Source organism: Actinoplanes sp. M2I2, assembly GCF_023544445.1.
In the GTDB taxonomy this organism is placed as follows: Bacteria; Actinomycetota; Actinomycetes; order Mycobacteriales; family Micromonosporaceae; genus Actinoplanes.
The window spans coordinates 1-25360 of the sequence record NZ_JALPVJ010000027.1 but is presented as its reverse complement, the minus strand read 5'-3'; the positions used below and the strand labels follow the sequence as shown (position 1 = coordinate 25360).

The 25360-nt window shown below is 72.2% G+C and carries 21 protein-coding genes; 6 read left to right on the top strand and 15 right to left on the bottom strand.

The genetic code is table 11. The annotated features are described in order from the left end of the window. The first annotated feature begins 141 nt into the window (after positions 1 to 141). A complete protein-coding gene (locus HJC40_RS38405; RefSeq protein ID WP_250008481.1) occupies positions 142 to 906 on the top strand; it encodes a GntR family transcriptional regulator in 765 nt (254 codons plus the stop codon). Positions 907 to 934: 28 nt separating this feature from the next. On the opposite strand, the gene HJC40_RS38400 is transcribed toward HJC40_RS38405, so the two are convergent. Together HJC40_RS38400 and HJC40_RS38395 are read right to left on the bottom strand one after the other, a co-directional pair. Next, positions 935 to 1516, bottom strand: coding sequence for a hypothetical protein (locus HJC40_RS38400; RefSeq protein ID WP_250008479.1), 582 nt, complete (start codon positions 1514 to 1516; stop codon positions 935 to 937). Next, complete coding sequence (locus HJC40_RS38395; RefSeq protein WP_250008478.1) at positions 1497 to 1868, bottom strand: MazG-like family protein; 372 nt, start codon at positions 1866 to 1868, stop codon at positions 1497 to 1499. The genes HJC40_RS38400 and HJC40_RS38395 overlap by 20 nt, the downstream gene beginning before the upstream one ends. A 598-nt stretch (positions 1869 to 2466) precedes the next feature. Between HJC40_RS38395 and HJC40_RS38390 the strand changes: the two genes are divergently transcribed. Next, positions 2467 to 4263, top strand: a complete 1797-nt coding sequence (locus HJC40_RS38390) for a serine/threonine-protein kinase (protein ID WP_250008477.1) — start codon at positions 2467 to 2469, stop codon at positions 4261 to 4263. 90 nt (positions 4264 to 4353) lie between these two features. On the opposite strand, the gene HJC40_RS38385 is transcribed toward HJC40_RS38390, so the two are convergent. From HJC40_RS38385 to HJC40_RS38375, 3 genes are read right to left on the bottom strand one after another with little or no spacing between them, the layout of a single operon-like run. Beyond that, a complete protein-coding gene (locus tag HJC40_RS38385) occupies positions 4354 to 4953 on the bottom strand; it encodes a GNAT family N-acetyltransferase (RefSeq protein ID WP_250008476.1) in 600 nt (199 codons plus the stop codon). Beyond that, entirely contained in the window at positions 4950 to 6464 is a 1515-nt protein-coding gene (locus HJC40_RS38380) for an APC family permease (RefSeq protein WP_250008475.1), read from the bottom strand. Before HJC40_RS38380 ends, HJC40_RS38385 begins: the two co-directional genes overlap by 4 nt. Before the next feature lie 52 nt (positions 6465 to 6516). Next, the gene (locus tag HJC40_RS38375) at positions 6517 to 7167 is read right to left on the bottom strand and encodes a GPP34 family phosphoprotein (RefSeq protein WP_250008474.1); all 651 of its coding nucleotides are present in this window, start codon (positions 7165 to 7167) and stop codon (positions 6517 to 6519) included. A 536-nt stretch (positions 7168 to 7703) separates the two neighbouring features. Between HJC40_RS38375 and HJC40_RS38370 the strand changes: the two genes are divergently transcribed. After that, positions 7704 to 8717 carry a TerC family protein gene (locus HJC40_RS38370; protein ID WP_250008473.1) on the top strand — a complete coding sequence of 338 codons (1014 nt, stop codon included), beginning with the start codon at positions 7704 to 7706 and terminating at the stop codon, positions 8715 to 8717. Between the two features lie 64 nt (positions 8718 to 8781). On the opposite strand, the gene HJC40_RS38365 is transcribed toward HJC40_RS38370, so the two are convergent. The 6 genes from HJC40_RS38365 to HJC40_RS38335 all read right to left on the bottom strand — a co-directional run bounded on the left by HJC40_RS38365 (position 8782) and on the right by HJC40_RS38335 (position 15725). Then, a complete protein-coding gene (locus HJC40_RS38365; RefSeq protein WP_250008471.1) occupies positions 8782 to 9039 on the bottom strand; it encodes a hypothetical protein in 258 nt (85 codons plus the stop codon). 170 nt (positions 9040 to 9209) lie between these two features. After that, on the bottom strand, positions 9210 to 11951 hold the full coding sequence (locus tag HJC40_RS45835; protein WP_284044331.1) for a LuxR family transcriptional regulator: 2742 nt from the start codon (positions 11949 to 11951) through the stop codon (positions 9210 to 9212). Between the two features lie 109 nt (positions 11952 to 12060). Further along, positions 12061 to 12255 (bottom strand): hypothetical protein, encoded by a 195-nt coding sequence (locus HJC40_RS38350; RefSeq protein ID WP_250008470.1) that lies wholly within the window; start codon positions 12253 to 12255, stop codon positions 12061 to 12063. A gap of 143 nt (positions 12256 to 12398) precedes the next feature. Further along, positions 12399 to 13931, bottom strand: coding sequence for a cell wall metabolism sensor histidine kinase WalK (locus HJC40_RS38345; protein WP_250008469.1), 1533 nt, complete (start codon positions 13929 to 13931; stop codon positions 12399 to 12401). Beyond that, complete coding sequence (locus tag HJC40_RS38340; protein WP_284044340.1) at positions 13924 to 14331, bottom strand: response regulator; 408 nt, start codon at positions 14329 to 14331, stop codon at positions 13924 to 13926. The genes HJC40_RS38345 and HJC40_RS38340 overlap by 8 nt, the downstream gene beginning before the upstream one ends. A 170-nt stretch (positions 14332 to 14501) precedes the next feature. Then, on the bottom strand, positions 14502 to 15725 hold the full coding sequence (locus HJC40_RS38335) for an MFS transporter (protein WP_284044330.1): 1224 nt from the start codon (positions 15723 to 15725) through the stop codon (positions 14502 to 14504). A gap of 73 nt (positions 15726 to 15798) precedes the next feature. Between HJC40_RS38335 and HJC40_RS38330 the strand changes: the two genes are divergently transcribed. Beyond that, a complete protein-coding gene (locus HJC40_RS38330; RefSeq protein WP_250008466.1) occupies positions 15799 to 16725 on the top strand; it encodes a LysR family transcriptional regulator in 927 nt (308 codons plus the stop codon). Between the two features lie 78 nt (positions 16726 to 16803). Here the strand turns inward: HJC40_RS38330 and HJC40_RS38325 are convergent, their stop codons facing one another. Both HJC40_RS38325 and HJC40_RS38320 read right to left on the bottom strand, forming a co-directional pair. Continuing rightward, positions 16804 to 17277 carry a hypothetical protein gene (locus HJC40_RS38325; protein WP_250008464.1) on the bottom strand — a complete coding sequence of 158 codons (474 nt, stop codon included), beginning with the start codon at positions 17275 to 17277 and terminating at the stop codon, positions 16804 to 16806. A gap of 114 nt (positions 17278 to 17391) precedes the next feature. Then, complete coding sequence (locus HJC40_RS38320) at positions 17392 to 18384, bottom strand: LacI family DNA-binding transcriptional regulator (protein ID WP_250008463.1); 993 nt, start codon at positions 18382 to 18384, stop codon at positions 17392 to 17394. Between the two features lie 33 nt (positions 18385 to 18417). On the opposite strand from HJC40_RS38320, the gene HJC40_RS38315 reads away from it, so the two are divergent. Then, positions 18418 to 20799: a beta-glucosidase gene (locus tag HJC40_RS38315; RefSeq protein WP_250008462.1), complete on the top strand. Its 2382-nt coding sequence runs from the start codon at positions 18418 to 18420 to the stop codon at positions 20797 to 20799. 132 nt (positions 20800 to 20931) lie between these two features. Next, positions 20932 to 21594 carry a DUF3662 and FHA domain-containing protein gene (locus HJC40_RS38310; protein WP_250008461.1) on the top strand — a complete coding sequence of 221 codons (663 nt, stop codon included), beginning with the start codon at positions 20932 to 20934 and terminating at the stop codon, positions 21592 to 21594. Positions 21595 to 21912: 318 nt separating this feature from the next. Here HJC40_RS38310 and HJC40_RS38305 read toward each other — a convergent pair whose 3' ends face one another. Further along, positions 21913 to 23295 carry an MFS transporter gene (locus tag HJC40_RS38305; protein ID WP_250008460.1) on the bottom strand — a complete coding sequence of 461 codons (1383 nt, stop codon included), beginning with the start codon at positions 23293 to 23295 and terminating at the stop codon, positions 21913 to 21915. Positions 23296 to 23322: 27 nt separating this feature from the next. Then, the gene (locus HJC40_RS38300; RefSeq protein WP_250008459.1) at positions 23323 to 25125 is read right to left on the bottom strand and encodes a LamG-like jellyroll fold domain-containing protein; all 1803 of its coding nucleotides are present in this window, start codon (positions 25123 to 25125) and stop codon (positions 23323 to 23325) included. Positions 25126 to 25360: the final 235 nt, after the last annotated feature.

Sequence of the window (25360 nt, the reverse complement as noted above, 5' to 3'; positions counted from 1 at the left end):
GTGCTCGTTACGGCGCGGTGAAAAGAGGGTGTAGCCGTCGGTAGCGGGCCGGCGACCCTAGGTTTGCTGCCTTCGATGTAATAACTTGGAGCGGCGTACGTCAATACTTTGTCATGACAAACTCCAGGAGCGAGGTTCACGGTGACGTCCGAGCTGTCCACCCCGCAGGGTCTGCTCCGTCCGGTCGAAGTGGACCGGACCAGCCCCGTACCCCTGTATTTCCAGGTCGCCACGCGACTGCAGGAGCTGATCGAGAAGGGCGAGATCGGCGTCGGCGCCCGCATCGAGAACGAGGTCGACCTGGCCGAACGTCTGGGCGTCTCGCGCCCCACCACCCGCCGCGCCATCCAGTACCTGGTCGAACGGGGCATGCTGGTGCGCAAGCGCGGCGTCGGCACGCAGGTGGTGCACCCCAAGGTCCGCCGCCCGGTCGAGCTGTCCAGCCTCTACGACGACCTGGTGGCCGGCGACCGCGCCCCGCGCACCGAGGTCCTGCGCCTGGAGGTGATGCCCGCCCCCGACGCGATCGCCACCGCGCTGGAGGTGGCCCCCGGCACCGCGGTCACCTGGATCGAACGGCTGCGCTACGCCGGCGGCGAGCCCTTGGCGCTGATGCACAACGCGATCCCCGTGGACGTCCTGCCGCTCACCCGCGAGACCCTCGCCGCGCACGGCCTCTACGAGCTGCTCCGCCGCAACGGCCTGACCCCGCGCATAGCCACCCAGGTGATCGGCGCCCGCTCAGCCACCGCAGCCGAGGCCAAGACCCTCGACGAGAAGCGCGGCGCCTCCCTGCTCACCATGACCCGCACCGCCTGGGACGCCGGCGGCCGAGCCCTGGAGTACGGCAGCCACGTCTACCGAGCCAGCCGCTACAGCTTCGAACTGAACCTCAGCGCCGGCTGACCCCGACCACCGCCACCCGTACGGTCGCTCAGTAATACGTCGGCTGCGGCTCGTCCGGGTCCGCACGCACGACGTCGAGGTTCCTGTCCGCGACAAGGCGGTCGACAACCCCCCGGTCAGCTCCGATGCCCGCCCAATGAGGGTCGACGTCACTGGCGAAGCACCACGCATGATCCGCCGGCCAGACGAAGGCCGGCGCCGAGCAGACCGCGGAGTCGAACAGGTCGCCCCACCCCGCCAAGTCGTCCAGAGTGCCGGTGAACAAGACGTATCGCCGGTGCCCCAGGTCCACCATGGCTCCGCGGGTCAAAGCGGCACTCCGGAACGCCGCCCCGCCCTCCCACACGCAGACATGGCAATCGCGCGTGGAGGAGCTGTACCCGGCGAGCGCCTCCAACGCCGCCCGGGCCATGTCGATCTCGGTGGTCCAGCGAGCCGGCAGCCGCACCTCCGACTCGCGCATGCCCGGACGCACCGGATCAGGCAGGTACCGAAGACGCGCGTACGCAGAGAACGAAGCCGGCCCGAACGTGACCACCCGCATCCACCCGACCTCAGCCACAGAAAGCCACGCCGCAGCAGAAAGCTCCTCAGCAACCTCCAGCGCCACCCTCCACCTCCCCCTCCCCGCCCCCCTCGCCGTCCACCTCGCCGGCAAGCCGCACCCGAACCTTCCCCGCACAAGCCTCCAACGCCCCCCGAGGATCGATCCCCAGGCTGGCGATCGCCACCATCGCCGTGAACGCCACATCAGCCAGCTCGGCCGCCACCTCCTCCCGGCTGTGCGTAACTCCCTTACGGGGGTTCTGCCCCAACAGCCCGATCCAGGCCTGAGCCGCCTCCCCCGCCTCCTCCGTGACCTTCAAGATCCGGCAAGTCACCTCCAACGGCGCCGTCCCATTGACACCGTCCAACCACCGCCGAGCCTCCAAAACCCCATCCCAGACCGACTCAGCCCCCACGCCACTCCCCCACAAAGCTCGCCATGCCACCAGCACCCACTCTTCTCCCCGCCCACCCACCAGCGCGACCTGATCACCAAGCCCCGCCACCCAGCAAGAGCCGTCCCCCACCACCCAGCCGCGAGTTGCTGACCGCAACCGGCACGGTCCGGCCCCCTTGACCCCCCACCCAGGCCCGCCCGCCCGAGCCGACTCCCGGTCCGTCGACCACAACGCGGCAGCCAGACCCCTCACCCGCCAGGTGACCGCTCAGCCCCCTCAGGCACCCACCGGCCGGCGACCAAGATCAAGCCCGGAACCGGCTCGCCCCCAAGGCTGGGGCCGAGGGTGACCAAGCTCAGACATAGATGCCTTACCGTCCGAGCTTGGTCACCCTCGGCCCCAGCCGTCCACCGCAAGAAAGTCCAACCCACCAAGCAGAACCGAAGAACCGGTAAGAAACGAACGAACCACGCGCGAGGGAGGTAACGCCGAAAACCGAGGACTAGCCGTCCATGACAGAAACGGCATCACACCATTGCCCTTATCGGGATCGATCCGGACGATCAGCGTCGCGATCCGGTTACCCACGGTTCCGATAGGAAGGTTTCGACGAAGCGTGCAGTCATACCCCTCCCTGACCGGCAGCCTCCCCGCCGAAGCTGCCACCGCCGACCTGAGCGGCCGCTGTGTCGGCAATTCGTACGTCCTGGTCTGCCCCGTGGGCCACGGCGCCACCGGCACCGTCTGGCGCGGCATCGATCGCTCCACCGGCGCCGACGTCGCCGTCAAACTGTTGCACGAGGGCCTGCTCCGTCAGCCGAAGCTCGTCATCCGCTTCGTCCAGGAGCGCACGATCCTGATGATGATGCGCCACGAGAACATCGTCGGCGTGCGTGACCTGTTCAGCGTCGGCGGCTCGCTCGCCCTCGTGATGGATTATGTCGCCGGCGGCAGCCTGCGCGGCCATCTGCACGCCGAGGGCACCCTCCCCCCGTCGGACGCCGCCGACCTGCTCGCCCAGGTCGCCGCCGCCCTGGCCCAGGCCCATGAGCTCGGCGTGGTCCACCGCGACGTCAAGCCCGACAACATCCTGTTGCAGGACAACGGCGGCCGCCTGGAGGTGCGCCTGACCGACTTCGGCATCGCCCGGGTGCTCGACACCGCCGGCCTGACCACTCCGCAGGCCATCGTCGGCACGCCGCACTACATGGCTCCGGAGGCGATCCAGGGCGAGGCCGTTCCGGCGTCCGATGTGTATTCCGCCGGCATCGTGCTCTACGAGTTGCTGACCGGCCGCCCCCCGTACGCCGGGGAACCTCTCGCCGTGCTGCGCGGGCACCTCGACGAGACCCCGCAACGCCCCGACGGCATGCCGCAGGCGGTTTGGGACCTGGTGGTCTGGTGTCTCGCCAAGGATCCGGCTCAGCGCCCGTCCACCGCCGAGCTGGGGGCCGCTCTGCGGGAGTTGTCGCGCCGGACCGCCGGGGTGCCCGCCCTGGTCGCGCCCGGTGACGTCACCGTCGTGACCGGTGGCACCGCCGAGGTCGGCCTGCGCGCCGTCTCTCATCCGTCCGGCCGCCCGGCGTCCTCCCGCAAGCGTCCGCGGAACGGCCCGCGGTCGTGGATGTGGCGCCGCCCGTGGGCGATGGTCGCGTTGCTGGCCGGCACCGTGGCCCTGTCCGGGGTGGGCGGCTTCAACGCGTGGCAGCTGCTCGACGCCGGCGACGAGCCGGCCGCCGCCGCCCCGCAGGCTCTGGCGTCGCCGGGCGGGCCCGGTGGACTGAACCCCAGCGACGGGGCCCCGGCGGCCGGCTTACCGGCCGCCGGGGTGCCACCGCCCAGTGGTGCGAACGGCGGTTCGAGCGGCGGTGCGATCGGCGGTTCGGCCGCGCACCTGCCGGTCGGGTCGAGCGCCCGGCTACCCGGTCCCGGGGCCCGGCCGAGTGTCGCGCCGACCGGCCGCGCTGCCACGCCGGGCGCGATCCGGCCGACGTCCGGGACAGCACCGGTGGGGGCGGGCGCTTCGCCCGGTCCGGGCGGCCCTCAGGAAGAGGCGTTCGGCCCGTGGCAGTGCGGCGACGCGTACGACTGGCAGATCGGCCATCCCGTGCTGACTCGCCCGTGCCACTCGCTCGGCGAGAACGTGCGGGTGATGGGCGAGATGGAGGCCATGCCGGGCGTGCAGGCCGACATCGTGCTGACGCTGCGGGACGCCGACAGCGACGACGTGGTCGCCGGCCCGTACAGCTGCAAGGGTGTGATGTTCACGGATTTCGCCCTGAAGCAGAGCTGCGGGCCGGTCGACCTGCGTCCGCCGCACGGCCGCGAGCTCGTGCTGGTGCAGACGTGGGAGTACACGCAACGACCGCTGCTGCCCGGTGGCAAGGCCCGCGGCCCGGTGTTCACGTGGTGAGGGGGAGGCGCGGCCGGACGGTGGCCGCGCCCCCTCGCGAGCGCCGGTCCGACCGAAACGGTGGAACCGGCGCTCGACCCGCCGGGAACCTCAGGCGCGCCACATCCGGAAGAAGGGCGTGCCGTCGGGGAGCAGCATCTCGAACGGGTCCATGTCGACATATCCCGCGCGGCGGTAGAGGCGCACGTTGTTCTCGTTCGTCGCCTCCAGGTACGCCGGGACGCCGGTCGCGTCGAGCTCGGCGTGGGTGTGGCTCATGAGCTTGCCGCCCAGACCGTGGTGCTGGTGGTCGGGGTGCACGGCCAGGAACGCCAGGTGCCAGTGCGCGTCGTGCGGGTGGTGCTTCTCGAAGAGCTGGTCGAGCGCGACGAACCGCTCGTGGTAGTCGCCGGCCAGCGACCGCAGCCGCTCGTCGTACGCCTCCGGGTCGGGCGCCTCCTTGGTGTAGTCGAACCACACGGCGGTAGCGACCAGGCCGCTCCCGTCGGGCAGATCGATGGCGTCGACCCGGCCGTACTTCTGCGCGTGCTCGGTCAGCAGCGTGAAGAAGTCGGCCATCACCGTGAGACGGTCCTCGAGCGGCGGCACCAGGTAGGCGTTCGCGTCGAGGTGGAAGAACGAGTGGCTGATCAGGTGCCCGATCGCGGGGATCTCCTCGTCACGGGCGGAACGGATCTCGGGGAACGTCACGCTTTGTCCTTCTCGTCGAGGGAGGAGAGGGCGGCGGAGAATCCACCCACGGAGGAGGCGCTGCGCGCGCCCAGGCCGATGCCGGCGTAGACGTGCGGGCGGCTGCTGCGCAGGATCAGCGCCCAGGCGATGCCGGCGACGAGCAGGACGCCGAAGGCGAGCGGCACCACCCAGGTCGGCTTGCTGCCGGGCTCGACGCCGAACAGCGTGGCGATGTTGCTGATCGCCAGGTACGACATCACGAGCAGCAGGACCGAGCCGAGCACGGGGGCGCCGAGGCGGTGCCAGAAGTCCTCGCCCTCGGGGTGCCGCACGAAGTAGCGGATGACCGCGAACGAGGTCAGGGTGATCAGCAGCAGGACGCCGATGCCACCGCCGCTGCCGCCCCAGAAGAACAGGTTGACCAGCGGGTCCCAGCCGGCGATGGCGTAGACGATGATGACCAGCAGGCCGAGGGCGCTCTGCACGAGCGAGCCGTTCTTGGGGGCGCCGGTGCCGGGCACCGTGCGGCCGAACGCGCGGGGCAGCACGCCTTCGCGGCCGAGCGAGAACATGTACCGGGCGATGATGTTGTGGAACGAGATCATCGCGGCGATCAGCGAGGTCAGGAACAGCGCGTACCCGAGGTCGACAGCGCGGCCGCCGAGCTGGTCGGAGGCGACGTTGAAGAACAGGTCGGGGCCTTCCGTGCCGGCCCGGCCGACGACGTCGGGCCCGGCGCCCGAGATCATCGCCCAGGCGGCGAAGCCGTAGAGCACGGCGATCAGCGAGATGGCGATGTAGGTGGCCCGGGGCACGGTCCGGCGCGGGTCGCGGGACTCCTCGCTGAACACCACGGACTGCTCGAAGCCCACGAAGCCGGTGATGGCCATGGCCAGCAGCGCGCCCGAGCCGGCGCCGGCCAGGCTGGTCACGTCGACCGGGGCGGACGACGCGGTGAAGTTCGGCGAGAACAGGTCGGCGATGCTGAACGCGAAGACCACGACGATCTCGGCGACCAGGAGGGTGGCCAGCACCTTGCCGTTGACCGCCACGTCGCGGACGCCGAGGACCGCGGTCAGGGCCCAGACCACCAGGGCCAGGACCCACCAGCTGATGTCGAGCCCGAACCACTTGTCGAACAGCGGTGACGCGATGGCCCCGAAGCCGCCGTACGCGGCGATCTGGAACATGTTGTAGGCCAGCAGCGCCACCCAGGAGGCGCCGACCCCGAAGGGCCGGCCGATCCCCTGCGCGATGTACGCGTAGAAGGCGCCCGCGTTGGCGATGTGCCGGGCCATGGCGACGTACCCGACCGCGAAGATCGCGAGGACGACGGCAACCGCCACGAACGCGATCGAGATGCTGGTCAGCTCGGTGACGGCGATACCGGTGGGCACGACACCGGCGACGACGGTGAGGGGCGCGGCGGCGGACATGACGAAGAAGACCACCGCGGCCACGCCGAGACGGTCGCGGGCCAGCGCGGTCGACAGCTGGCTCTGCGGGGGTTTTGTTGCGGTCGAGGACACGCGTTTCTCCATGAGGGGGTTGGGAAGGGGGTGTGTGGTGAGAGGTGCGGGGTCAGGCGCGCCGGGCCATGACGGCGTCGCCCACCGCCGCCTCGGCCTGACCCACCAGCTCCAGCAGCATGGCCGGGAGCCGACGCTTGAGCTGGTCGAACAGCTGCCCGCGGCCGCGGGCCTCGAGGGTCACGAAGACGTGCTGGTCGAGGCCGGTGGCGAGGATCAGGCCGGCGAGGACCAGGTCGGGGATGTCGAGCAGTTCGCCGCGGCCGATGAACGTACGGATCCGGGTGGCCGGCCAGCCGGCGATCATCGAGTCGGACGGCACGAAGGAGACCTTGGCGCCGAACAGGCCGCGCTTCTCCTGCCGTTGCACGAGGGCGGACCGGGCCAGGCGACGCTCGACCAGGTCGGTGGCGACGCCGGTGGCCAGGAACGAGATCCAGTCCCGGACGGCGCGGTGGTGTCCCTCGCGCAGCAACTGGTCGAGCACGGCGGTGGCGGCGGGGTCGCCGGTCGGGCGGTCGTCGATGATCTGAATCTTGCCGTCCACGATGTCGACGCGGCGCCAGAGCACCAGTTCGCCGATGAGCGCGGACGCCATGCCGAGCCCCAGCGTCGCCGGGGAGAGCAGGCACTTGCCCTTGACGGTGTCATGGGCGGTGAGAAACAAGTCATCGGCGAGGGGTAGTTGTGCCGATGCGGTCACGGCACGTCTCCTCTCCACTTCGGTGTCACGCGGGGTAACTTCGGCTCTCCCCGCCCGGTGATTACCGAAAGTAACGGTCGCTGCGTGTAGCAAACGTTACGGTGTGCGCCCCCCAGAACGACATCGCGTAGCATGCCAGCGTGGTCAACTCAGCGCAATGTCCTCATGGGACGAGTTTTCCGTCCGATGTGGGGTGAGCGACGATGCATCCTGCAGTAACGCGCAGAGCTGCAGAAACTCCGACGCACCGACCTGCCCGTAAAGCAGAGTTAACGTTTTAATACACGTCTATCTATGCATTTGGCGTACCCCGATCGAGAACCGCCGATGACCTTCCGCTCGCATGACGCAGAGTGCCCACCCGCTCGCTTCTCTACGGAAAGTAACGATGGAAAGAGAGGGCCGCGAAGCAGCCTCGGGTTCCCTCGACGCCGGTAAAGTCGCTGGTAGGCGGGCCGTCGTTCAGCAAGCTCCCAGGCGAACCGGGGACCATTGATCGGTAACCGCCCCGCTTACTGCCCGGAGGTTTCTTTCCCATGCTTGAGGTCACCGCGCTCGGCTGGACGCTGACCATCGGGGTCATCGTCGCCCTGCTCGCCCTCGACCTGTCCGTCGGCGTGTTCCGGCCGCACGCCGTCGGTTTCCGCGAAGCGGCGGTCTGGTCGGTCTTCTACATCGCCGTCGCGGTCGCGTTCGGTGTCGTCTTCGGTCAGGTCGCCGGCTGGGATTTCGGCGCGCAGTACTTCGCCGGCTACATCGTCGAGAAGAGCCTGTCGGTCGACAACCTCTTCGTCTTCGTGATCATCATGAGCACGTTCGCGGTGCCCGAGAAATACCAGCAGGAGGTCCTGACCTTCGGCATCATCATCGCGCTGATCATGCGGGTCATCTTCATCGCGCTCGGCGCGACGCTGCTCAACCTCTTCTCGTTCATGTTCCTGATCTTCGGGCTGCTGCTGATCTTCACGGCGGTGCAGCTGTTCCGGCACCGCGACGAGGATCCCGACGTCGAGGACAACGCTCTGGTCAAGGCGACCAAGCGGCTGCTGCCGGTGACGGACGACTACATCGGCGGCAAGATGATCACCAAGGTGGACGGCCGCCGGGTGGTCACCCCGATGTTCGTCGTGCTGATCGCCATCGGCAGCTCCGACCTGCTCTTCGCGCTCGACTCCATCCCGGCGGTCTTCGGTGTCACCGACGAGGCCTTCATCGTCTTCGCGGCCAACGCCTTCGCGCTGCTGGGGCTACGCGCCCTGTTCTTCCTGGTGAAGGGGCTGCTCGACCGTCTGGTCTACCTCTCCGCGGGCCTGGCCGTCATCCTGGCCTTCATCGGCGTCAAGCTGGTGCTGCACTGGCTGCACGTCGACATCAACACCTCGGTGCCCGAGATCCCGACACCGCTCTCGCTGGTCGTCATCATCGGGGTCCTGGCCATCACGACCGTCGCCAGCCTGATGAAGTCGAAGAAGGACCCGGACTCCAAGGCCCACGCCGGCAGCCTGCGGGCCCGATCCAAGACGGGCGACCAGGAGCACCGGGGCCGCTGATCCTCGGCTGCGGACACGAAAAAGCCGGCCGGGTCATCCCGGCCGGCTTTCAGCTGCTCGAAGGTCAGCCCACGAACCCGCCCATACCGGCGGTCTGGCGGCCGCTGGTCTGCAGGCGCACCGTGTCCTGACGGTAGAGGATCTCGCGGATGACCTCGGTCTCCTCGTTGCTGTGACGAGAGAGAAGCTGGTCGAGCTCGGCACGCTCGGCGGTGGTGCGGAACGACGCGAGCTCGCCGGCGAGCTTGCGGTGGGCGACGCGCATGGTGCGGCGGTTCGCCAGCGCCGTGCGCACGTCGCGAAGCTTGGTCGTGATCTGCATGGCCGTCTCCTTAACGGATAGTGATGGCGATAGGCCTCGTCGCCTTCCTGTACAACCATCCGGGCCGCGCGCTTCATACCCAAATCAAGCAGGTAAAAGATGGAAGATAAAGGTGACGGCGACCACTGGAATCCTGTAGCCGGGATCACTCTCCGTGGCGAAGTGGCTGGTCAGGCACTCCTCGTGACTTCGGACACCACAGTGGTCAGCCGCGACGACAACTGGGTGCGTGACCGCACCCCGAGTTTGCGGTAGATCCGGGTCAGCGTCGCCTCCACCGTCTTGACGCTCAGATAGAGCCGGCCAGCGATCTCGCGGTTGCTGGCGCCGTCGCGCACCAGGGCCGCGATGCGCAGCTCGGTCGAGGTCAGGGGAAGGTCGAACGGGGTCGTGCCGGCCGCCGTCGTGCCGGCCAGCGCCCGTTCGGTCTGCTCGGCCCACGGCTTGGCGTCGGCGGCCAGGAAGATCGCGAGCGCGGCGCCGATCGCCAGCCGGGCGGCCGCGTACCGCCGGCGGCGCCGCTCGGCACCGCCCTGCACCAGCAGCGCGTGGGCCTGCTCGATCGGCTGGTGCAGTTGCTCGAAGTGCTGCGCCGCCGAGGCCGAAAGCCGTACGGCCGAGTCGGCCTGGCCGCTCTCGGAGAGCACCACCGCCGCCGCCCGATCCAGATAGCCGAGCAGGCCCGGGTTGTCGCCGAGCCGCCCGGCCGCGGCCCGGGCGGTGGCGAGCGTCGCGGTGGCCTCGGCGTGCTCCCCCAGCGCGGCCAGGCCCCCGGCCAGGTCGCCGTGCCAGCGCACGATCATCGGGTCGCCCCCGCCCGAACCGGCCTCCAGGTCGCGCAGCCGGCGCAACGCCGCCACGCCGTCGCGGGTGCGGCCCGCCCGCAGCTCCGCCTGGCCCAGCGCGTGCAGGTTGCGCCGCAGGTAGAGAGTGTCGCCCTCCTGTTCGGAGGCGCGCACGCCCCGGCGGGCGAACCCCGCGGCCGAGGCCAGGCTGCCCCCGGCCAGCTCGGCCATCGCCGCCGTGTACGAGGTGGGCCCGGGGCTCAGCCCGGCCCGTTGCGCGGCCCGGGCGGCCTCGTGGGCGTAGCTCAGCGCCTCGCGGCAGCGGCCGGCCCGGGTGGCCACCTCGGACAGGCTGCGCAGCACCCCCACCCGGGCCTCCCCGATCCGGTCCTGCCCGGCCACGGCCAGCAGGCTCAGCAGCGCGGCCCGGGCCTCGTCGAGGCGGTCGTCCATCATGGCGAAGCGCGCCGCGACATAGCGCGGGCCGTAGTGCAGCCAGTCGGGTGCGGGCGCGGCCGGCAGGACCAGCGCCTCGGTCAGGGTGTCGGACCAGCCGGGGTCGCCGCGCAGCCGCTCGATCTGGGCCAGCACGCTCAGCGCCATCGCCTCGGTGGTCGGGTCGCCGGCCCGGCGGGCGGCCAGCGCGGTGCGCGCCGCCTCGTCCGCCGCCCGGTCCGGTTCGCCGATCAGCAACGACGCCCAGGTGACCCGCAACAGCACCGGGGCGCGCAGGGCCGGGTCGTCGCCGGCCTCCTCGAGCGCGGCGGCGACCATCTCCCCCATCTCGGCGAGCCCCTGCCCGGCCAGGTCGATCAGCACCAGCCGGGCGCGCACCCGGTGCCCGGCGGGTGCGCCGGCCGCGAGCACCGCCTCGGCCGCGCGGCCGGCCAGCGCGGCCGCCCCGGCGCTGAGCCCGCTGCGCGCCGCGGCCACCAGCCAGTCGAGGCGGTGGGCGGTGCAGGTGGGTGGGCAGCGGTCGGCGGCCAGCAGGAACAGCTCGGCGGCGGCGCGGCCGGCTCCCCGCGCCGCGCAGCTCTGCGCGGCGGCGGCCAGCGACCGCGCGACCGCGGCGTCCGGCACCGAGCTGCGCAGGGCCCGGTGCCGCAGCGCCTCGATCTCGTCGACGGCCCCGGCGGCCAGAGCGGTGTGCGCCTCGGTGCGGTCGCGGGCCGGCGCGTCCTCGGCGATCACGGTGGCGAGCGGGGGCGGGGTGAACCGGATCCGGTCGCCGTCGACCGTCACGGCGCCGGCCGCGGCGGCGCGGCGCAGATCCCGTACGGCGTCCTCGCGCCCGGCCCGCAGCAGCGCCGTGATCGTGGGCTCGGCCGCCAGCGCGGCCACCAGCAGGGTGCCGACGGTCTCGGCGGGCAGGCCGGCGAGCCGATCACGCAGCAGTTCACGGGCCGTCTCGGGCAGCGGCGCGGGACGCCATGCCGGACCCGGCGGCAGGGCGGCGCCGAGCGCGAGAGCCAGGAACGGGTTGCCGGCGCTGGCTTCGTGCATGCGGCCGGCCAGACGGCACGGCAGGCCGCGGGACTCGAGCAGTTCGGTCAGGTCGTCGGCCGTCAGCGCCGGCACCTCGAGCTCGAGCGCGGGGGCCGGGCACAGCCGGGTGGCGCGGCGACGGCCGGCCGGGCCGGGAGGCCGTTGCGCGGCCAGCACGCGGACCCGGGGGCCGGGTCGCCGCCGCATGGCGAAGGCGATCAGCTCGGCCGATTCGGCGTCCAGCCACTGGCAGTCGTCCAGCACGATCAGCACAGGACGCGCGCGGGCGCAGTGCGTCAGCATCAGCGGCAGCACGAGGCGGCGGGCGAGCGCGGCGGCCCCGGCCCGCGGGACCTGACCCTGCCGCAGGGCGGCGAGAGCGGCCCGCTGGGCCGGCGGCAGCGCCGATCGGGCCGCCGGCGGGAGCTGCGCCACCAGGTCGGCCAGGCCCGCGTACGGGATCAGGCGCTCGCTGCGCGCCGGGCGCGACCACACCACGAGCTCGCCGCGCGCGCCCGCAGCCGAGGCCGCCGCGTCGAGCAGCGCCGTCTTGCCGATGCCGGCCGGACCGTACAGGGCGACGCCACCCCCGGTGACCAGGCGGCTCTCGATCGTCGCCAGCACTTCGTCGCGCCCGTGCATGCTGCCACCCCTAGGTCTGAATCGGTCTCAGCCTAGGAAGCGGCAGTCACATACATCAATAGGTTCGCATATGCCAACAGGTACCTATCACCGCGGGGATGCCCCCGCGCTAATCGTCGTCGTCGCCACCGTCATCGTCATCGTCATCGTCGTCGCCGCCGCCGCCGCCACCCGGGCAGCCCGACAGGGTCAGCACGGTGGCCGCCCCGCCCGCCAGCAGCAGGGCCCGGCCGAAGAACGCGCGCCGGTTGATCCCCGGCTCACCAGTTACGGAGTCGTCTCGTTCTCGAGTCGCTTCGTCCATGCCCCGCATTGTGTCAGCGGGACGGCGTCGGTGGGGAGAGCGCGCGGCCCCTCGCTTCTCGGGCGAACGGCGCGTACAGCACCGAAGGCGGCTCGGCCAGCTGAGATTTCACCTGCCGGGTGTCCTCGTCGGTGATGTTCCACTCAAAGCCCGGTCGCCGGGAGCACCACGCGGAAGGTGGCTCCCCCGCCCGGCGGCGACTCGAGCTCGACCCGGCCGCCGTGGCCGTGCACGAACGCGGCGGCGATCGACAGGCCCAGTCCCGAGCCGCCGCCCTTGCCGCGGAAGCGGCTCGCGTCGGCACGGTAGAGCCGTTCGAAGACCCGTGGGGCGTGCTCCGCGGCTATCCCCGGCCCGTCGTCGGCCACCTCGAGGACGGCGACGTCACCGGCGGGCGACACGGGCTCGGACACCACGCTGCCGGGCGCCGGCGGGCGGGCCGGCCGTACCCCGACCCGCACGGTGACCTCGGCCCCGGCCGGGGTGTGCTGGAGCGCGTTGGCGACGAGGTTGGCGGCGACCTGGCGCAGCGCGTGCTCGTCGCCGAGCACGGTGGCCGGCTCGAAGGTCCCGTCGTCGTCGCGCAGCCCGGCCAGCCGCACCACCCGCCCCTGGGCGCGGGCGTGCGCGTCGCGGACCGTGTCGGCGGCGACCGCGAGCAGGTCGACCGGGCGGCGGGCGAGCGGGCGTTGCTGGTCGAGCCGGGCCAGCACCAGCATGTCCTCGACCAGCACGCTCATCCGCCCGGCCTCCGACTCGATGCGTTCGAGCGCCGGGCCCGGCTGGACGCCGCCCCGCCGGTACAGCTCGGCGAAGCCGCGGATGGAGGTGAGCGGGGTGCGCAGCTCGTGCGAGGCGTCCGCGAGGAACTGCCGCATCCGGCCCTCGGAGGCGGTACGCGCGCCGACCTCGGCCTCGATGCGGCCGAGCATGGAGTTGAGCGCCCGCCCGAGCCGGCCCGGCTCGGTGTGCGGATCGGTGTCGGCCACCCGGCCGCTCAGGTTGCCGGCGGAGATGGCGGTGGCCAGGCGTTCCATGTCGGTCAAGGGCCGCAACCCCAGCCGTACGACAAAGGCGGCTCCCAGCCCCAGCAGGGCGAGCACGAGCAGGCTCACGGCGAAGTCGATGATCAGCAGACGCTCGGTGGTCTGATCCACCTCGGACAGGGACAGGCCGATCACGGCGGTCGCCCCGGTGACCTTGTTGCGCACCGCGATCATCCGCCAGTCGGCGCTGCCGTCGCCGGCCCGGACCGTGTACGGCTCCCCGACCCCGTAGGGCAGCTCGATCTCGGTCAGCGACGGGACCGCCGGACGGGCGACGTCGACCTCGGAGCTCTGCGACGCAACGAAGGTCCCGTCCGGGGTGTAGACGAAGCCGACGTGGTCGGGGCCGAGACGGGCGACCAGTTTTCGCGGGCTCACCCCCGTGTCGTAGTGCTGACCGGACACCGGGACCCGGCCCGGCATCGCGAGGCCGGCCGGCCGGGAATGGGCGAACGGGCCGGCCATCCCGCGCAGCTGGTCGTCGCTGCGGTCGATCAGGTAGCTGCGGATGAGCAGCAGCCCGGCGACGTTGGCGAGCACGAGCGCCACCGCGGTCAGCACCGCGACCACCAGCACGAGGCGGGAACGCAGCGTCCAGTGCCGCCAGCGCCGGAACGGCATCTCAGTCATCGCCGCGGGGCACCCGGAGCGCGTAGCCGACGCCGCGGACGGTGTGGATGAGCGGCGGCCCGACGTTGTCGATCTTGCGGCGCAGGTGGTACACGCCCGACTCGACGATGCGGTCGTCCAGGCCATGGCGGGCCGACAGGAAGAGCACCGGCACCCGCGAGCCGGCGGCGCGCAGCCGCCGGGCCACGTCGAAGCCGTTCAGGTCGGGCAGCATCACGTCGAGCAGGACCAGGTCGGGCTCGAACTCCTCGACCGCGAGCAACGCGCGGTGACCGGTGTCGGCCACCCGCACGTCGAACTCGACGAGGCGCAGGGTCGCGCTGAGCAGCGTGGAGATGGCGGGCTCGTCATCGACGACCAGCACTCGGGCGGTGCCGGTCGCGGGGCGGGTCTCAGTCAGCACGTCGAAGGACTATCAACGCCGCCTAGGAATTGCCTATGAACTTGTGAGGAGTCAGCTGTACCGGGCCACGGCCTTCGCCGCAAATCACCAGGAACGGACGATCCCCTGGATGGCCTCCATCGCCTGGCGTTATGCGACTGTTATCGGCGTCGATCCGTCGTGGACCGTCACGTGACCGGACCGGCGGATGGCCGGGGCCGACGAGCGCGGTCGCTGTCCGGCAGCAGCAGCGGGGTGAACAGCAGGAGCACGCCGGCGATCCCGATGGCGGTCCGCGGGCTGGTCAGGGCGGCCAGCACGCCCCACAGCGCGGTCACCACCGCGATCGCTCCCGTGGTGGTCACCGTCCAGGCGGTCAGCACCCGTCCGATCCGGTCGTCCGGCACCCGCTGCAGGCGCTCGGTGGCGAGCAGCGGGTTGAACAAGCCCATGCCCGTGATCACGACGAACTCCACCACGACCACCAGCCCGAAGCCGATCGGGCCAGGCGTGGCGAGCACGAGACCCAGGGGGCTGACGACTCGCAGCACCCCGGCCACGGCCAGCACGCGGGCCCGCCCGTGACGCGCCTCGAGCCGGGTGGCCAGCCGCGCCCCGAGGAGGCCGCCGACGCAGGGCACGCTGAAGGCCAGTCCGTACTGCCAGGCCGGCCAGCCGAGGTCGCGGAGCAGCAGGACGGCCAGCAGCGGTTCGGTCGCCATGATCAGGGCGTTGACGACGACCGTGTTCCGGAACAGGTCTCGCAACCGGCGATCGGCGTTGATGAACCGCCAGCCGTCGGCCAGGGCGGCCGCGCGCAGCCGCTCGACGGGCCTCGTCCGTACGGGTGTCTCCCGCACCCGGATCGCCGCGAGCGCCAGCCCGGAAAGCAGGAATCCGGCGGCATTGGCGTAGATGGTCACCACCGGCCCGAGCAGGCTGACGGCCGCACCGCCCAGTGCGGGACCGAGCGCGATGGCCGTCCAGGCGGTGGATTCGAAGCGCGCGTTGGCCGGCAGCAGCTGGTCCGGCGCGACGACGCTCTTCAGATATGCCCCGCTCGCCGCGGTGAAAGCGATGTTCGCCGCCGCCCCGATCACCGACACGACCACCAGGTGGGTGTAGCTGAGCAGGCCGAGGCCGTAGCCGACCGGGATGCTGAGCAGGGCCCCGAACCGCACGATGTCCGTTGCGATCATGACCGGCCGTCTGCGGTGCCGCTCGGCCCACGGGCCCAGCGGCAGGGCGAGCAGCGCCCCCGCGGCCAGCCCCGTGGCGGCGAGGGCGGAGACGGCGGCCGGGCCGGCCCCCAGCACCTGAATGGCGATGAGCGGAAAGGCCCCGAAGCCCAGCCACGTCCCCACGGTGGAAGCCACGAAGGCAGCCCACAACCCATTGAATGCCTGACCCATGTCCAGGGATTCGATCAGGGGCGCCCACCAGCGGTCCAACAACGAATTGATCGTCCTGGTACAACCGTTGGTTGTGGACCTCGAGACTGTACGAACGTTCCTCGCCGTCGCGGACACCGGGCAGTTCCAGGAGGCGGCCGTCGAGCTGCACCTGACCCAGCAAGCGGTCTCCAAACGGATCGCCAAGCTGGAGCACGGCCTCGGCGCCACGCTGTTCACCCGTACGGCTCGAGGCGCCCATCTCACCCTGGACGGCCGGGCGTTCCTGCCGCACGCCCGGGAAGTGCTGCGCGCCGTCGACCGGGCCACCGCTTCGGTACGGCCCGGCGAGCGGGCTCTGCGCGTCGATGTGCTGCATCTGCGCATCGCCCCGGCCCAGGCGCTGCGCGCGTTCTATCGCGCTGCCCCGGGCATCGACCTGGACGTGGTGACGCTGCCCGGCGCGACCGTGACGACGGCGGCCGGCGCCCTGCTGGCCGGGGAGATCGACGCGACCTTCCGCGCGGTGCCGGGGCCGCTGCCCCCAGGCGTCACCGCCGTACCGGCTCTGCACGATCCTCTCCAGCTGCTCGCCGGCCCCGGCCACCCGCTCGCCGCCGCGCCCGCGCTGCGCCCGGCCGAGCTCGCCGGGCATCGCATCTGGATCCCCGGCATCAGTCCGGGCAGTGAATGGGCCGCCTTCTATCAGGAGCTGACCGCCGACTTCGCCCTGAGCATCGACCGGATCGGCCCCAACTTCGGCACCGAGGCGCTGATGGACGCCATCGCGGAGTCCGCCGAGCTGGCCACCCTGATCGGCGCCGGTGACCGGTACGCCTGGCCGGCCGGCCACGATCTGCGGCGCATCCCGCTCCGAACCCCGACGCCGGTCTATCCGCACTCCCTGCTATACCGATCGGACAACCGGCATCCCAGCCTGACCGCGTTGCGCCGGTATCTGGGCGAGGCCCGGACTCCCGCCCCGGACGATGCCTGGACCCCTGGCGGGTGGCCCGGCTGAGCACCGGCGAACCGTCGCCCGACCGCTCGCGCACTGCTCCCCGGAGAGCGGGCCGCACGCTTCGCGGGCGGCCCGGGGTCAGAAGCGCCTGTCCTGCTCGTTGAGCCGGGCCCAGCGGCCGGCCCGGTCGCGGCGGCGGCAGGCGACCAGGTGGCCGGCCAGGATCTCGGGCTGAGCGCCCCGCACGCAGGCGTCGGCCCCGGCGGTGAGCACCCCGGCGACCCGCTCGGCCGGCGCCTCCTCGTCGACCAGGGCGACGATCAGCGTGGCCGGCGGCAGGGTGCGGCGGGCCCGGGCGACGTCGCCGGGGGTGGCCGCGGTGATCAGCACGAGCTCGTCGGGCCGCAGGTCGTCGAGGCCGGTCGCGCGCCGCAGCGACCAGCCGGGCGGCAGGTGCTGCGGCAGGCCGGCGACACGGCCGGGATGACCCAGGTAGGCCACCGCGGGCAGCGGGCCGGGGGCGGCGGGCAGGCTCGCCGGGTTGATCGGGAGGTCGGTCGCGGTGGCGGTGAAGTCGCGATGACCACGGTTGCTGTTCAGCGAAACGAGCATGGCGCTCATCCCCCTTCGGCGGGCTGTCCTCACCCCCTCACCCTTCGCCAGCCGGCTGAGCCGCCCATGTGCCTCGCCTGTGCGTTTGTTGTCAGCTTCATCGACGCCGGCTGATCATGCCGACTCGCGGGGCACCACCCGGACGATGTCGGCGGCCGGCAGCGTGGGGGCGGCCCGGCCCTGCATCGCGGCCACGACCGTGGCCGCCAGGTGCGCGCCGACCACGGCCTGATCGGTGGTCACCGTGGTGAGCGGCGGGCCGGCCAGGCGGGCCGCCGGGATGTCGTCGACCCCGATCACCGCCAGGTCGTCCGGCGCCGACCGGTTGTCGCGGCGCAGGCCGGCCAGCACGGCCAGCGCCACCTCGTCGTTGTAGGCGCAGACGCCGGTGACCCCGGTCGCCTGCCACCGCCGTACGGCATCGGCCGCGGCCGCCGGGTCGAGCGGGACCGTCAGGCCGACCGGGGTGGGGAGCCGGCGGGCGGCGCACACGGCCCGGACGCCGGCCAGCCGCGGCTCGGCGAAGAACCGCACGCGCGGGTCGTCGGGGTAGGCGTACCCGAGCCGGGTGTGCCCGGCCTGCGCGAGGTGCTCGGCCTGGCGGCGCCCGACGAGCTCCTGCGGGACGGCCAGCTCGTGCCCCCGGTCGCGGCGCGACAGGGCGATCAGGGCGACCCCGGCCGAGCGCATCGCGGCGATCTCGGGGTCGGTGAAGGCGGTGTACGCGATGACGGCCGCCGGGGTGATCGCCTTCCACAACTCGGCGATCGGGCGGTCGGCGTGGTTGCCGGGGTGCACGACGAGCGTCAGGCCGTGCCGGGCCAGCGCGGCGGACAGGTGGCCGAGGTTGGAGCCGACCTCGGTGCCGATCGGCCAGTCGGGCAGCAGGCAGAGCACCACGTCGGAGCGGCCGGTGCGCAGGGTGCGGGCGGCGGCCGAGGGCGAGTAGCCGAGCCGGGCGGCCGCCTCGCGGACCCGGTCGCGGGTGCCGGCCGAGATGGTCTGGCGCGGCGTGTCGTTGAGGACGTAGCTGACCGTCGCGCGGGACACCCCGGCCAGGCGGGCGACGTCGGCGCTGGTGACTCGTCTGGTCGTGGAGTCGGCCATGACAACCCAACTTACACGTGTAACTATGGGGCCATGACGTCCGATCTCGCCGCCCTCGTCAAGTCGCTCGATCTCCCGGCCAAGGTTCGCCTGCTCACCGGCGCGACCGCATTCACCCTCGCGGACGAACCGTCGATCGGGTTGCGCGAGATGCGCTTCTCCGACGGGCCCACGGGCGTACGCGGTCTGAAGTTCACCGGGGGCCGGGTGGTCACCCTGTTCCCGAACGCCACCCTGCTCGCCGCCGCGTGGGACGAGCGGACGGCGTACGAGGTCGGGCAGCTCCTCGCCGAGGAGGCGATGGCGCAGCAGATCCACGTCGTGCTCGGCCCCACGATCAACCTGCACCGCTCGGCGCTGGGCGGGCGCCTGTTCGAGGCGTACTCGGAGGATCCGCTGCTCACCGGCCGGCTGGCCGCCGCCTATGTGCGCGGCCTGCAGGACAACGGCGTGGGCGCGTGCCTCAAACACCTGGTGGCCAACGAGAGCGAGACCGAGCGCAACACGATGAGCTCGGTGGTCGACGAGAAGACGCTGCACGAGCTCTACCTGCTGCCGTTCGAGATCGCGGTCGACGAGGCCGACGCGTGGTCGATCATGGCGGCCTACAACGACGTCAACGGCGTGCCGGCGACCGAGCAGCAGTACGTGAACAACGAGGTCGTCAAGGGAGCCTGGGGCTACTCGGGGCTGATCATGTCGGACTGGTTCGCCACGAAGACGGCCGGACCGGCGGCCGCCGGCGGACTCGACCTGGTGATGCCGGGACCGGACGGGCCGTGGGGTGACGCGCTGGTCGCCGCGGTGCGGGCGGGCGAGGTCGACGAGACGGCCATCGACGACCACGTCACGCGGCTGCTGCGCCTGGCCCAGCGGGTCGGCGCCCTGGGCGTGCCGCGGGACTACCCGGCCGACCTTCCCGAGCCGACCTCCCCCGTACGCCGGGAGCAGTTGACCCGGCTGGCGGCGAGCGGAATCACCGTGCTCAAGAACGACAGCGACCTGCTGCCGCTGAACCGCTCGACCGGCGTGGCGCTGATCGGGCGGCACGCCCTCGAGACGATCGACATGGGCGGCGGCTCGGCCGCGGTGAACCCGCCGTACCAGGTCAGCGTGGCCGAGGGGCTGAGCGCGCTGCTCGGCGACCGGGTGACGGTGGTCGACGGGGTGGACGTGCGCACCCGTCCCGTGCCCGCGCGTGGCGGCTTCCTGACCGCGCCCTCGAACGGGCAGCCGGGCATCGACGTCATCCTGTACGACGCGGCCGGCTCGGAACTCGAGCGCCGCTTCTGCCCCCAGGCCAAGACGATGATCGGGATGGACGACCCCTTCACCGGCACCGTCGCCACCGCCCGGTTCGTGGCCGACGTGCACGCCGACGGGCCGGCCGAGCTGGGTGTTCTCGGCGTGGGCGCCTGGCAGCTCGTCGCCGGGGAGCAGTCGTCGTCGTTCGAGCTGCGGACCTCGGGTTCCGGCATGGGCGAGGAAGTGCTCACGCCGCCCACCAGGGTGATCACCGCCGAGGGGCTGGGCACCTTCGAGGCGTCCGTGTCCATCGACGGCATGGGGCTCTACGGGCTGATCGGCAACGGGGCCTCCCGCGAGACGGTCGACGTGATCGACGACGCCGTCCGCGCGGCGGCCGGCGCGGACGTGGCCGTGGTGGTCGTCGGCCTCACCGAGGAGCAGGAGACGGAGGCGGTCGACAAGACCACGCTGCGGCTGCCCGGCGCCCAGGACGCGCTGGTCGAGGCGGTGGCGGGCGCGGCCCGGCGGACGGTCGTGGTCGTCAACGCGGGCACGCCGGTGCTCATGCCCTGGCTGCCCCGGGTCGACGCGGTGCTCTGGGCCGGCCTGCCCGGGCAGGAGGGCGGGCACGCCGTGGCGGCCGCCCTGCTGGGCGACATCGAGCCGGCCGGACGGCTGGTCACCACGTTCCCGGCGGCCGACGGGGCCGCGCCCGCGTGGTCGGTGACACCGGTCGACGGCCGGCTGGAATACAGCGAGGGCACGTTCATCGGCTACCGCGGGCACTTCGCGGGCCACGCGCCGGAGCCGGCGTTCTGGCTGGGGCACGGGCTCGGGTACGGCGAGTGGGAGTACTCCGACGTGCGGCTGGTGACCGGCGACGCGCCGTCGATCACGGTGACCGTGCGCAACGTCGGCCGGCACGAGAGCCGCGAGGTCGTGCAGGTCTACCTGCGCCCGGTCGAGCGTGACGAACCCGTACGCCTGGTCGGGTGGACCTCCGTGACGGTCGAGCCGGGCAAGTCGGCGCGGGTCACCGTGCACGCCGACCGCCGGCTGTGGCGCCGCTGGGACGCCGAGTCGCACACCTGGACGCACCGGCTCGCCGACGGCGGGAAGTTCCTGGTGGCACGGGGTCTGGGCGACATCCGCGCGACAGTGTCCTGATCGCGGCGGCCCTCGCCTGGCATACTCGTCAGCTGAGCTTGCCTGGCATGCCGCCGAAGGCCTCCGGGCGCCGCGCCGACTCCGGCGCGGCGTGTCATGCCGCCGTGCCGTACGACCCGTCTGGATGACGCCGTGACCGCTGCGCCCGAACGCCTGGGGCTCGAGAGGCTCGAGCCCTCCGGTGCGGTGCGCCCGGCGGACATCCTGGACGCCATGCGGCGCGAGGCCGAGCGGCACAAGGCGCTGCTGGCCGGCGGCCGGACTCTGGTGCCCAACCACTACACGGTCGGGCTCTCCGCCTACGACCACCGGCGCTGGGCCCCGCACGCGGCCCGGCTGGCGCAGGAGCTGGCCACCCTGCAGGCGTCGCTGATCGCCGAGCAGGCCTGGATCGTCTACGGCGACGTCTCCGTCCAGGTGTTCCAGGGCGACGACCTCGACACCGGCACCTTCCGGGTGGCCGCCCTGCTCGAGCCCGACCCTCCTCCCCCGCGTCCGGCGCCGCCCCCGGACGACGCCCGCGCGACGCTGGTCAGCGCCGAGGGCCAGGCGTGGGGGCTGCCCCCGGGCCTGACCGTGCTGGGCCGTGACCGGGAGGCCGGGGTACGCCTGCGCGACCCCGGCGTGTCCCGCCGCCACCTGATCATCGAGGTCCACGACGACCGCATCACCCTGACCGACCTCGGCTCGCACAACGGCACCCGGGTCAACGGCCACCCGATCGCCACCGTCGATCTGCGCCCCGGCGACCTCATCGAGATCGGCGGCACGGCGCTGACGCTGCGCCTGCGCTGAGCGCCCGATCAATCCCCGACGTGCTCGACCGTGCCGGTCGCCGTAGGGCAGTCAGGCCCCCGACGACAGACCCTCGTTCTGCCGAGCGACCAGGGAGCGAACTCGTCGTAGGGAAGGTGGAGCCGGTCGACGACGAAGTTCTTCAGCTCGCGCCACAGCGGAGATCGGCCGTGGCCCATGAACACGTGGGTGCCCGCCGCCGGGGCCGAGGGCCGGCGGTCGAGGTGGTCGGCGGCTCGGGTAGGTCGGCGGGCCCGGACCCGCAACTGCCCGGCGGGGTGGGACCGGGCGTCATGGGCACATCGGGCCGTCCGGGGGTCAGGACTTCGCGCGGCCGACGATGAGGTTTCCGGCCGTCGCGGGCAGGCGGAAGGCCTCGACGGCGGGGACCACCAGCAGGACGGCGAGGGCGAGGAAGGCGACGCGGAAGCGGGGCTCGGCACCCTCGGTGAACGAGGCGCCCAGTCGTACGAGGAGGGCGCCGCAAGCCACGCCCAGGCCCGCGCCGAGTTCCTGGACCGTCGACATCAGGGTGTTGGCGCCGGTCAGGCGCTCGGGTGGGACATCGGCGAAGGCCAGCGTGTTGTACGTGGTGAAGCCGATCGAGCGGAAGGTGCCGCTGAGGGCCAGCACGAGCAGGATGAGCGGCAGCGGCGTGGAGCCGGTCAGCGAGGACAGGGCGATCAGGCAGGCGGCCGAGGCCAGCACGGCGCCGGCCATGACCGGGCGCATGCCGAAGCGGCGCATCAGCGGGGTGGTGACCGGCTTGATGCCGATGTTGCCGGCGAACAGGGCGATCACGACCAGGCCGGCCTGCGCGGCTGTCCAGCCGAAGCCGAGCTGGAAGAGCAGGGGCAGCAGGAACGGGATCGCGTTCATGACGGCGCGGAAGACCGAACCGCCGAGGGCGGTCACGCGGTAGGTGCGGACACGCAGGATGCGCAGGTCGACCAGGGGGTTCGCGGCGCGCAGCAGGTGAACGACGGTCAGGATCAGCGCCGTGGCCGCCCCGAACAGCAGGGCGACCGCGAGCGGCCAGCGGGGGTTCTGATCGGCGATTCCCTCCAGGCCGGCCACCAGGGCCGCCGTGCCGGTGGCGACCAGCAGGAAGCCGCGCCGGTCGAGGCGGCGCGGTGTGTCGGCGCGCACGTCGGGGATCAGGCGGCGGGCCAGCGGCAGCGCGAGCAGGCCGAGCGGCACGTTGACCAGGAAGATCAGGCGCCAGGACGCGTACGTGCTGAGGAGCCCGCCGAGCGCCGGGGCGATCAGCGGAGCGGCGAGCGCGGGCCAGGTCAGGTACGCGATGGCCCGTACCAGATCGGTCTTGGCCGTCGTGCGGATGACCACCAGCCGGCCCACCGGCACCATGAGGGCCCCGCCGACGCCCTGCAGCACCCGGGTGCCGACGAGCATCGGCAGGTTGACCGCGGCGGCGCAGCCGGCCGAGGCCAGCGTGAACACGATGATCGCGACGGTGAAGACCCGGCGGGCGCCGAACCGCTCGGTCAGCCAGCCGCTGATCGGGATGAAGACGGCCAGCGTGAGCAGGTAGGCGGTGATCGCCACGTTCACGGTGACCGGCGGCACCCCGAGGTCGCCGGCGATGTGCGGCGCCGCCGGGGCGATCACCGTCGCGTCGAGGATCTCCATGAAGAAGGCGCCCGCGACCAGCAGCGCGAGACCCCGGGCCCTCCTGTCCATCCCCCGATCATGGGCGCTGGGCAAGGATCAGCGGTAGTGGCCCCCCGGGAGGAACTGGGCCGGGCGCAGCGCCCGCCCGGTGATCCGCACGTCGCCGATCCAGCCGTAGAAGCCCTGGCCGTACTTCAGGTCGAACGACGTCGCGCCGAGCACGAAGGGACGGCCCAGCGTGGCGATGCCCTGCGCGGGCTGGGTCGGGTTCCGGGCGATCTTGGAACCGTTGACGTAGACGATCGAGCGTTTGCCGTCGTTGACGACCGCGAGGTGCTGCCACACGCCGGTCGGCAGGGCGTGGCTCCACGACGTCGGGTTGTGGTCGCCGATCTCGGAGTAGAGCACGTACTGCAGGAACCGCTCGCCCGAGATGTTCAGGCTGCAGGTGGGCTCAAGGTCGGACCAGCCGCTGTGCTTGCCCGCGTCGCCGGCCCGGCCCTCCCAGCTGAGGATGCCCATCCAGGCGTGGTCGCCCTCGAACGGCTCGGGCAGCTTGACGAACGCCTCGATGGTGTAGCCGCCGAGGAACTTCTCACCGTTGATCGGGGCGTCGGCCGCGGTGTGCAGGATCGCGCCGCGGTCGGGGCCCTTGCCGCCGTCGAAACGCAGGCTGGCGTGGGCCGGGGCGCCGACGTGGTGCTCCGCCGAAACGGTGAGCGTCTGGTCGGTGCTGTTGGCGAGACGCCGTACGGTGAGGTGGTTGCCCTTGCCGGAGAGGTCCCGGACGGTAGCGCCGTCGGCCACCGACTGGCCGTTGCCGTCGAACCGCCAGTAGGCGGCGGTGTGCCGGTCGACCACCTGGGCGGCCGGTCGGGGAGCCGGCGCGGCGAGCGGGAAGCGCCGCCCGAAGTCGAAGTCGAGGCTGAAGCGGTCGACATCGCTGGTCAGCTCGATCGTCTCGGCCTCGAGCGGGGTGCGCTTGCTCGGATCACGCGCCAGGAACCAGGGCGCGAACGTCTCGACGTCGATGCGGTTGCGCACCAGGTCGAAGCGGTAGAGCCGGATCATGCCGGCGCCGCCGTAGTAGCGGTCCTGGTAGTTGGTGATGTGCACGTGGACGTCGTGGCCGGCGTCGTTGGTCAGGACCGCGCGGCCGGGCGGCCAGTAGTGCCCGTTCAACGTCAGGAAGATCTGGTCGTTGCCCTTGACCAGCTGGTCCCAGAGCCGCTGCCCGTTGCCCGAGAGGTACGCCTTCCCGGCGTCGTCGGCGTAGGCGAGGTCGTGCGTCGTGACGATCGCGGGGACCGGGTGGTTCTTGAGCGTCTCGCGGGCCCAGGCCAGCCCGCCGTCCGAGATGCGCCAGTCGAGCGCGAGGATCAGCCACTGGCGACCGGCCGCCTCGATCAGGTGCGCGCTGTTGTAGCCGTCCTTGGAGGCGCCCAGGAACGTCCGCGACTTGCGCTGACGCTGCGGGCCGAAGGTCGACAGGTACGCGCTGGGGCCGCGCTGGTCGTCGGTCGAGCCGTTGACGTCGTGGTTGCCCGCGAGCACGCTGTACGGCAGCTTGCCGTCGATCTTGGTGAACGTCTGACCGGCCAGCACGATCTCCTGCTCGGTGCCGTGCTCGGTGACGTCGCCCAGATGCGTCAGGAAGGCGATGTTGTCCTCGGCCCGCTGCTCCAGCAGATAGCCGAAGGTCTCCCGCAGGGGCGCGGGGTCGGCGCTGTCGGCGTCGAACAGATATTGGGTGTCGGGCAGCACCGCGATCGCGAAGCGGGGGCTGTCGGCGTCGAAACGGCCGGCCGCGGCCTGAGCGGGTGCGGCGCCGGCGGCGGTCGTGACAAGGGTCGCGGCGGGGGCGGCGACGGCCGCCCGGAGAAGATTCCTTCGTTCCACGCGGGTCAATATGTCGGGCGCACCGCAACACCAGGCGGCGTCCGCACGAAAACCGGACCAACACCGTCGAACCCCGCGTGATCTTCCGGGGTGCCACCGCCTCCCCCACCCACAGAGAGGATGGTGATGAGCACCTCCCGCCGGGGTTTGACCCACCCTCCCACTGACTTCGGGTCTTGCCTGGGATCTGTCGACTCCGGCCGGGAGGTGCTCGTGCACTCACCGGACGTGGCGT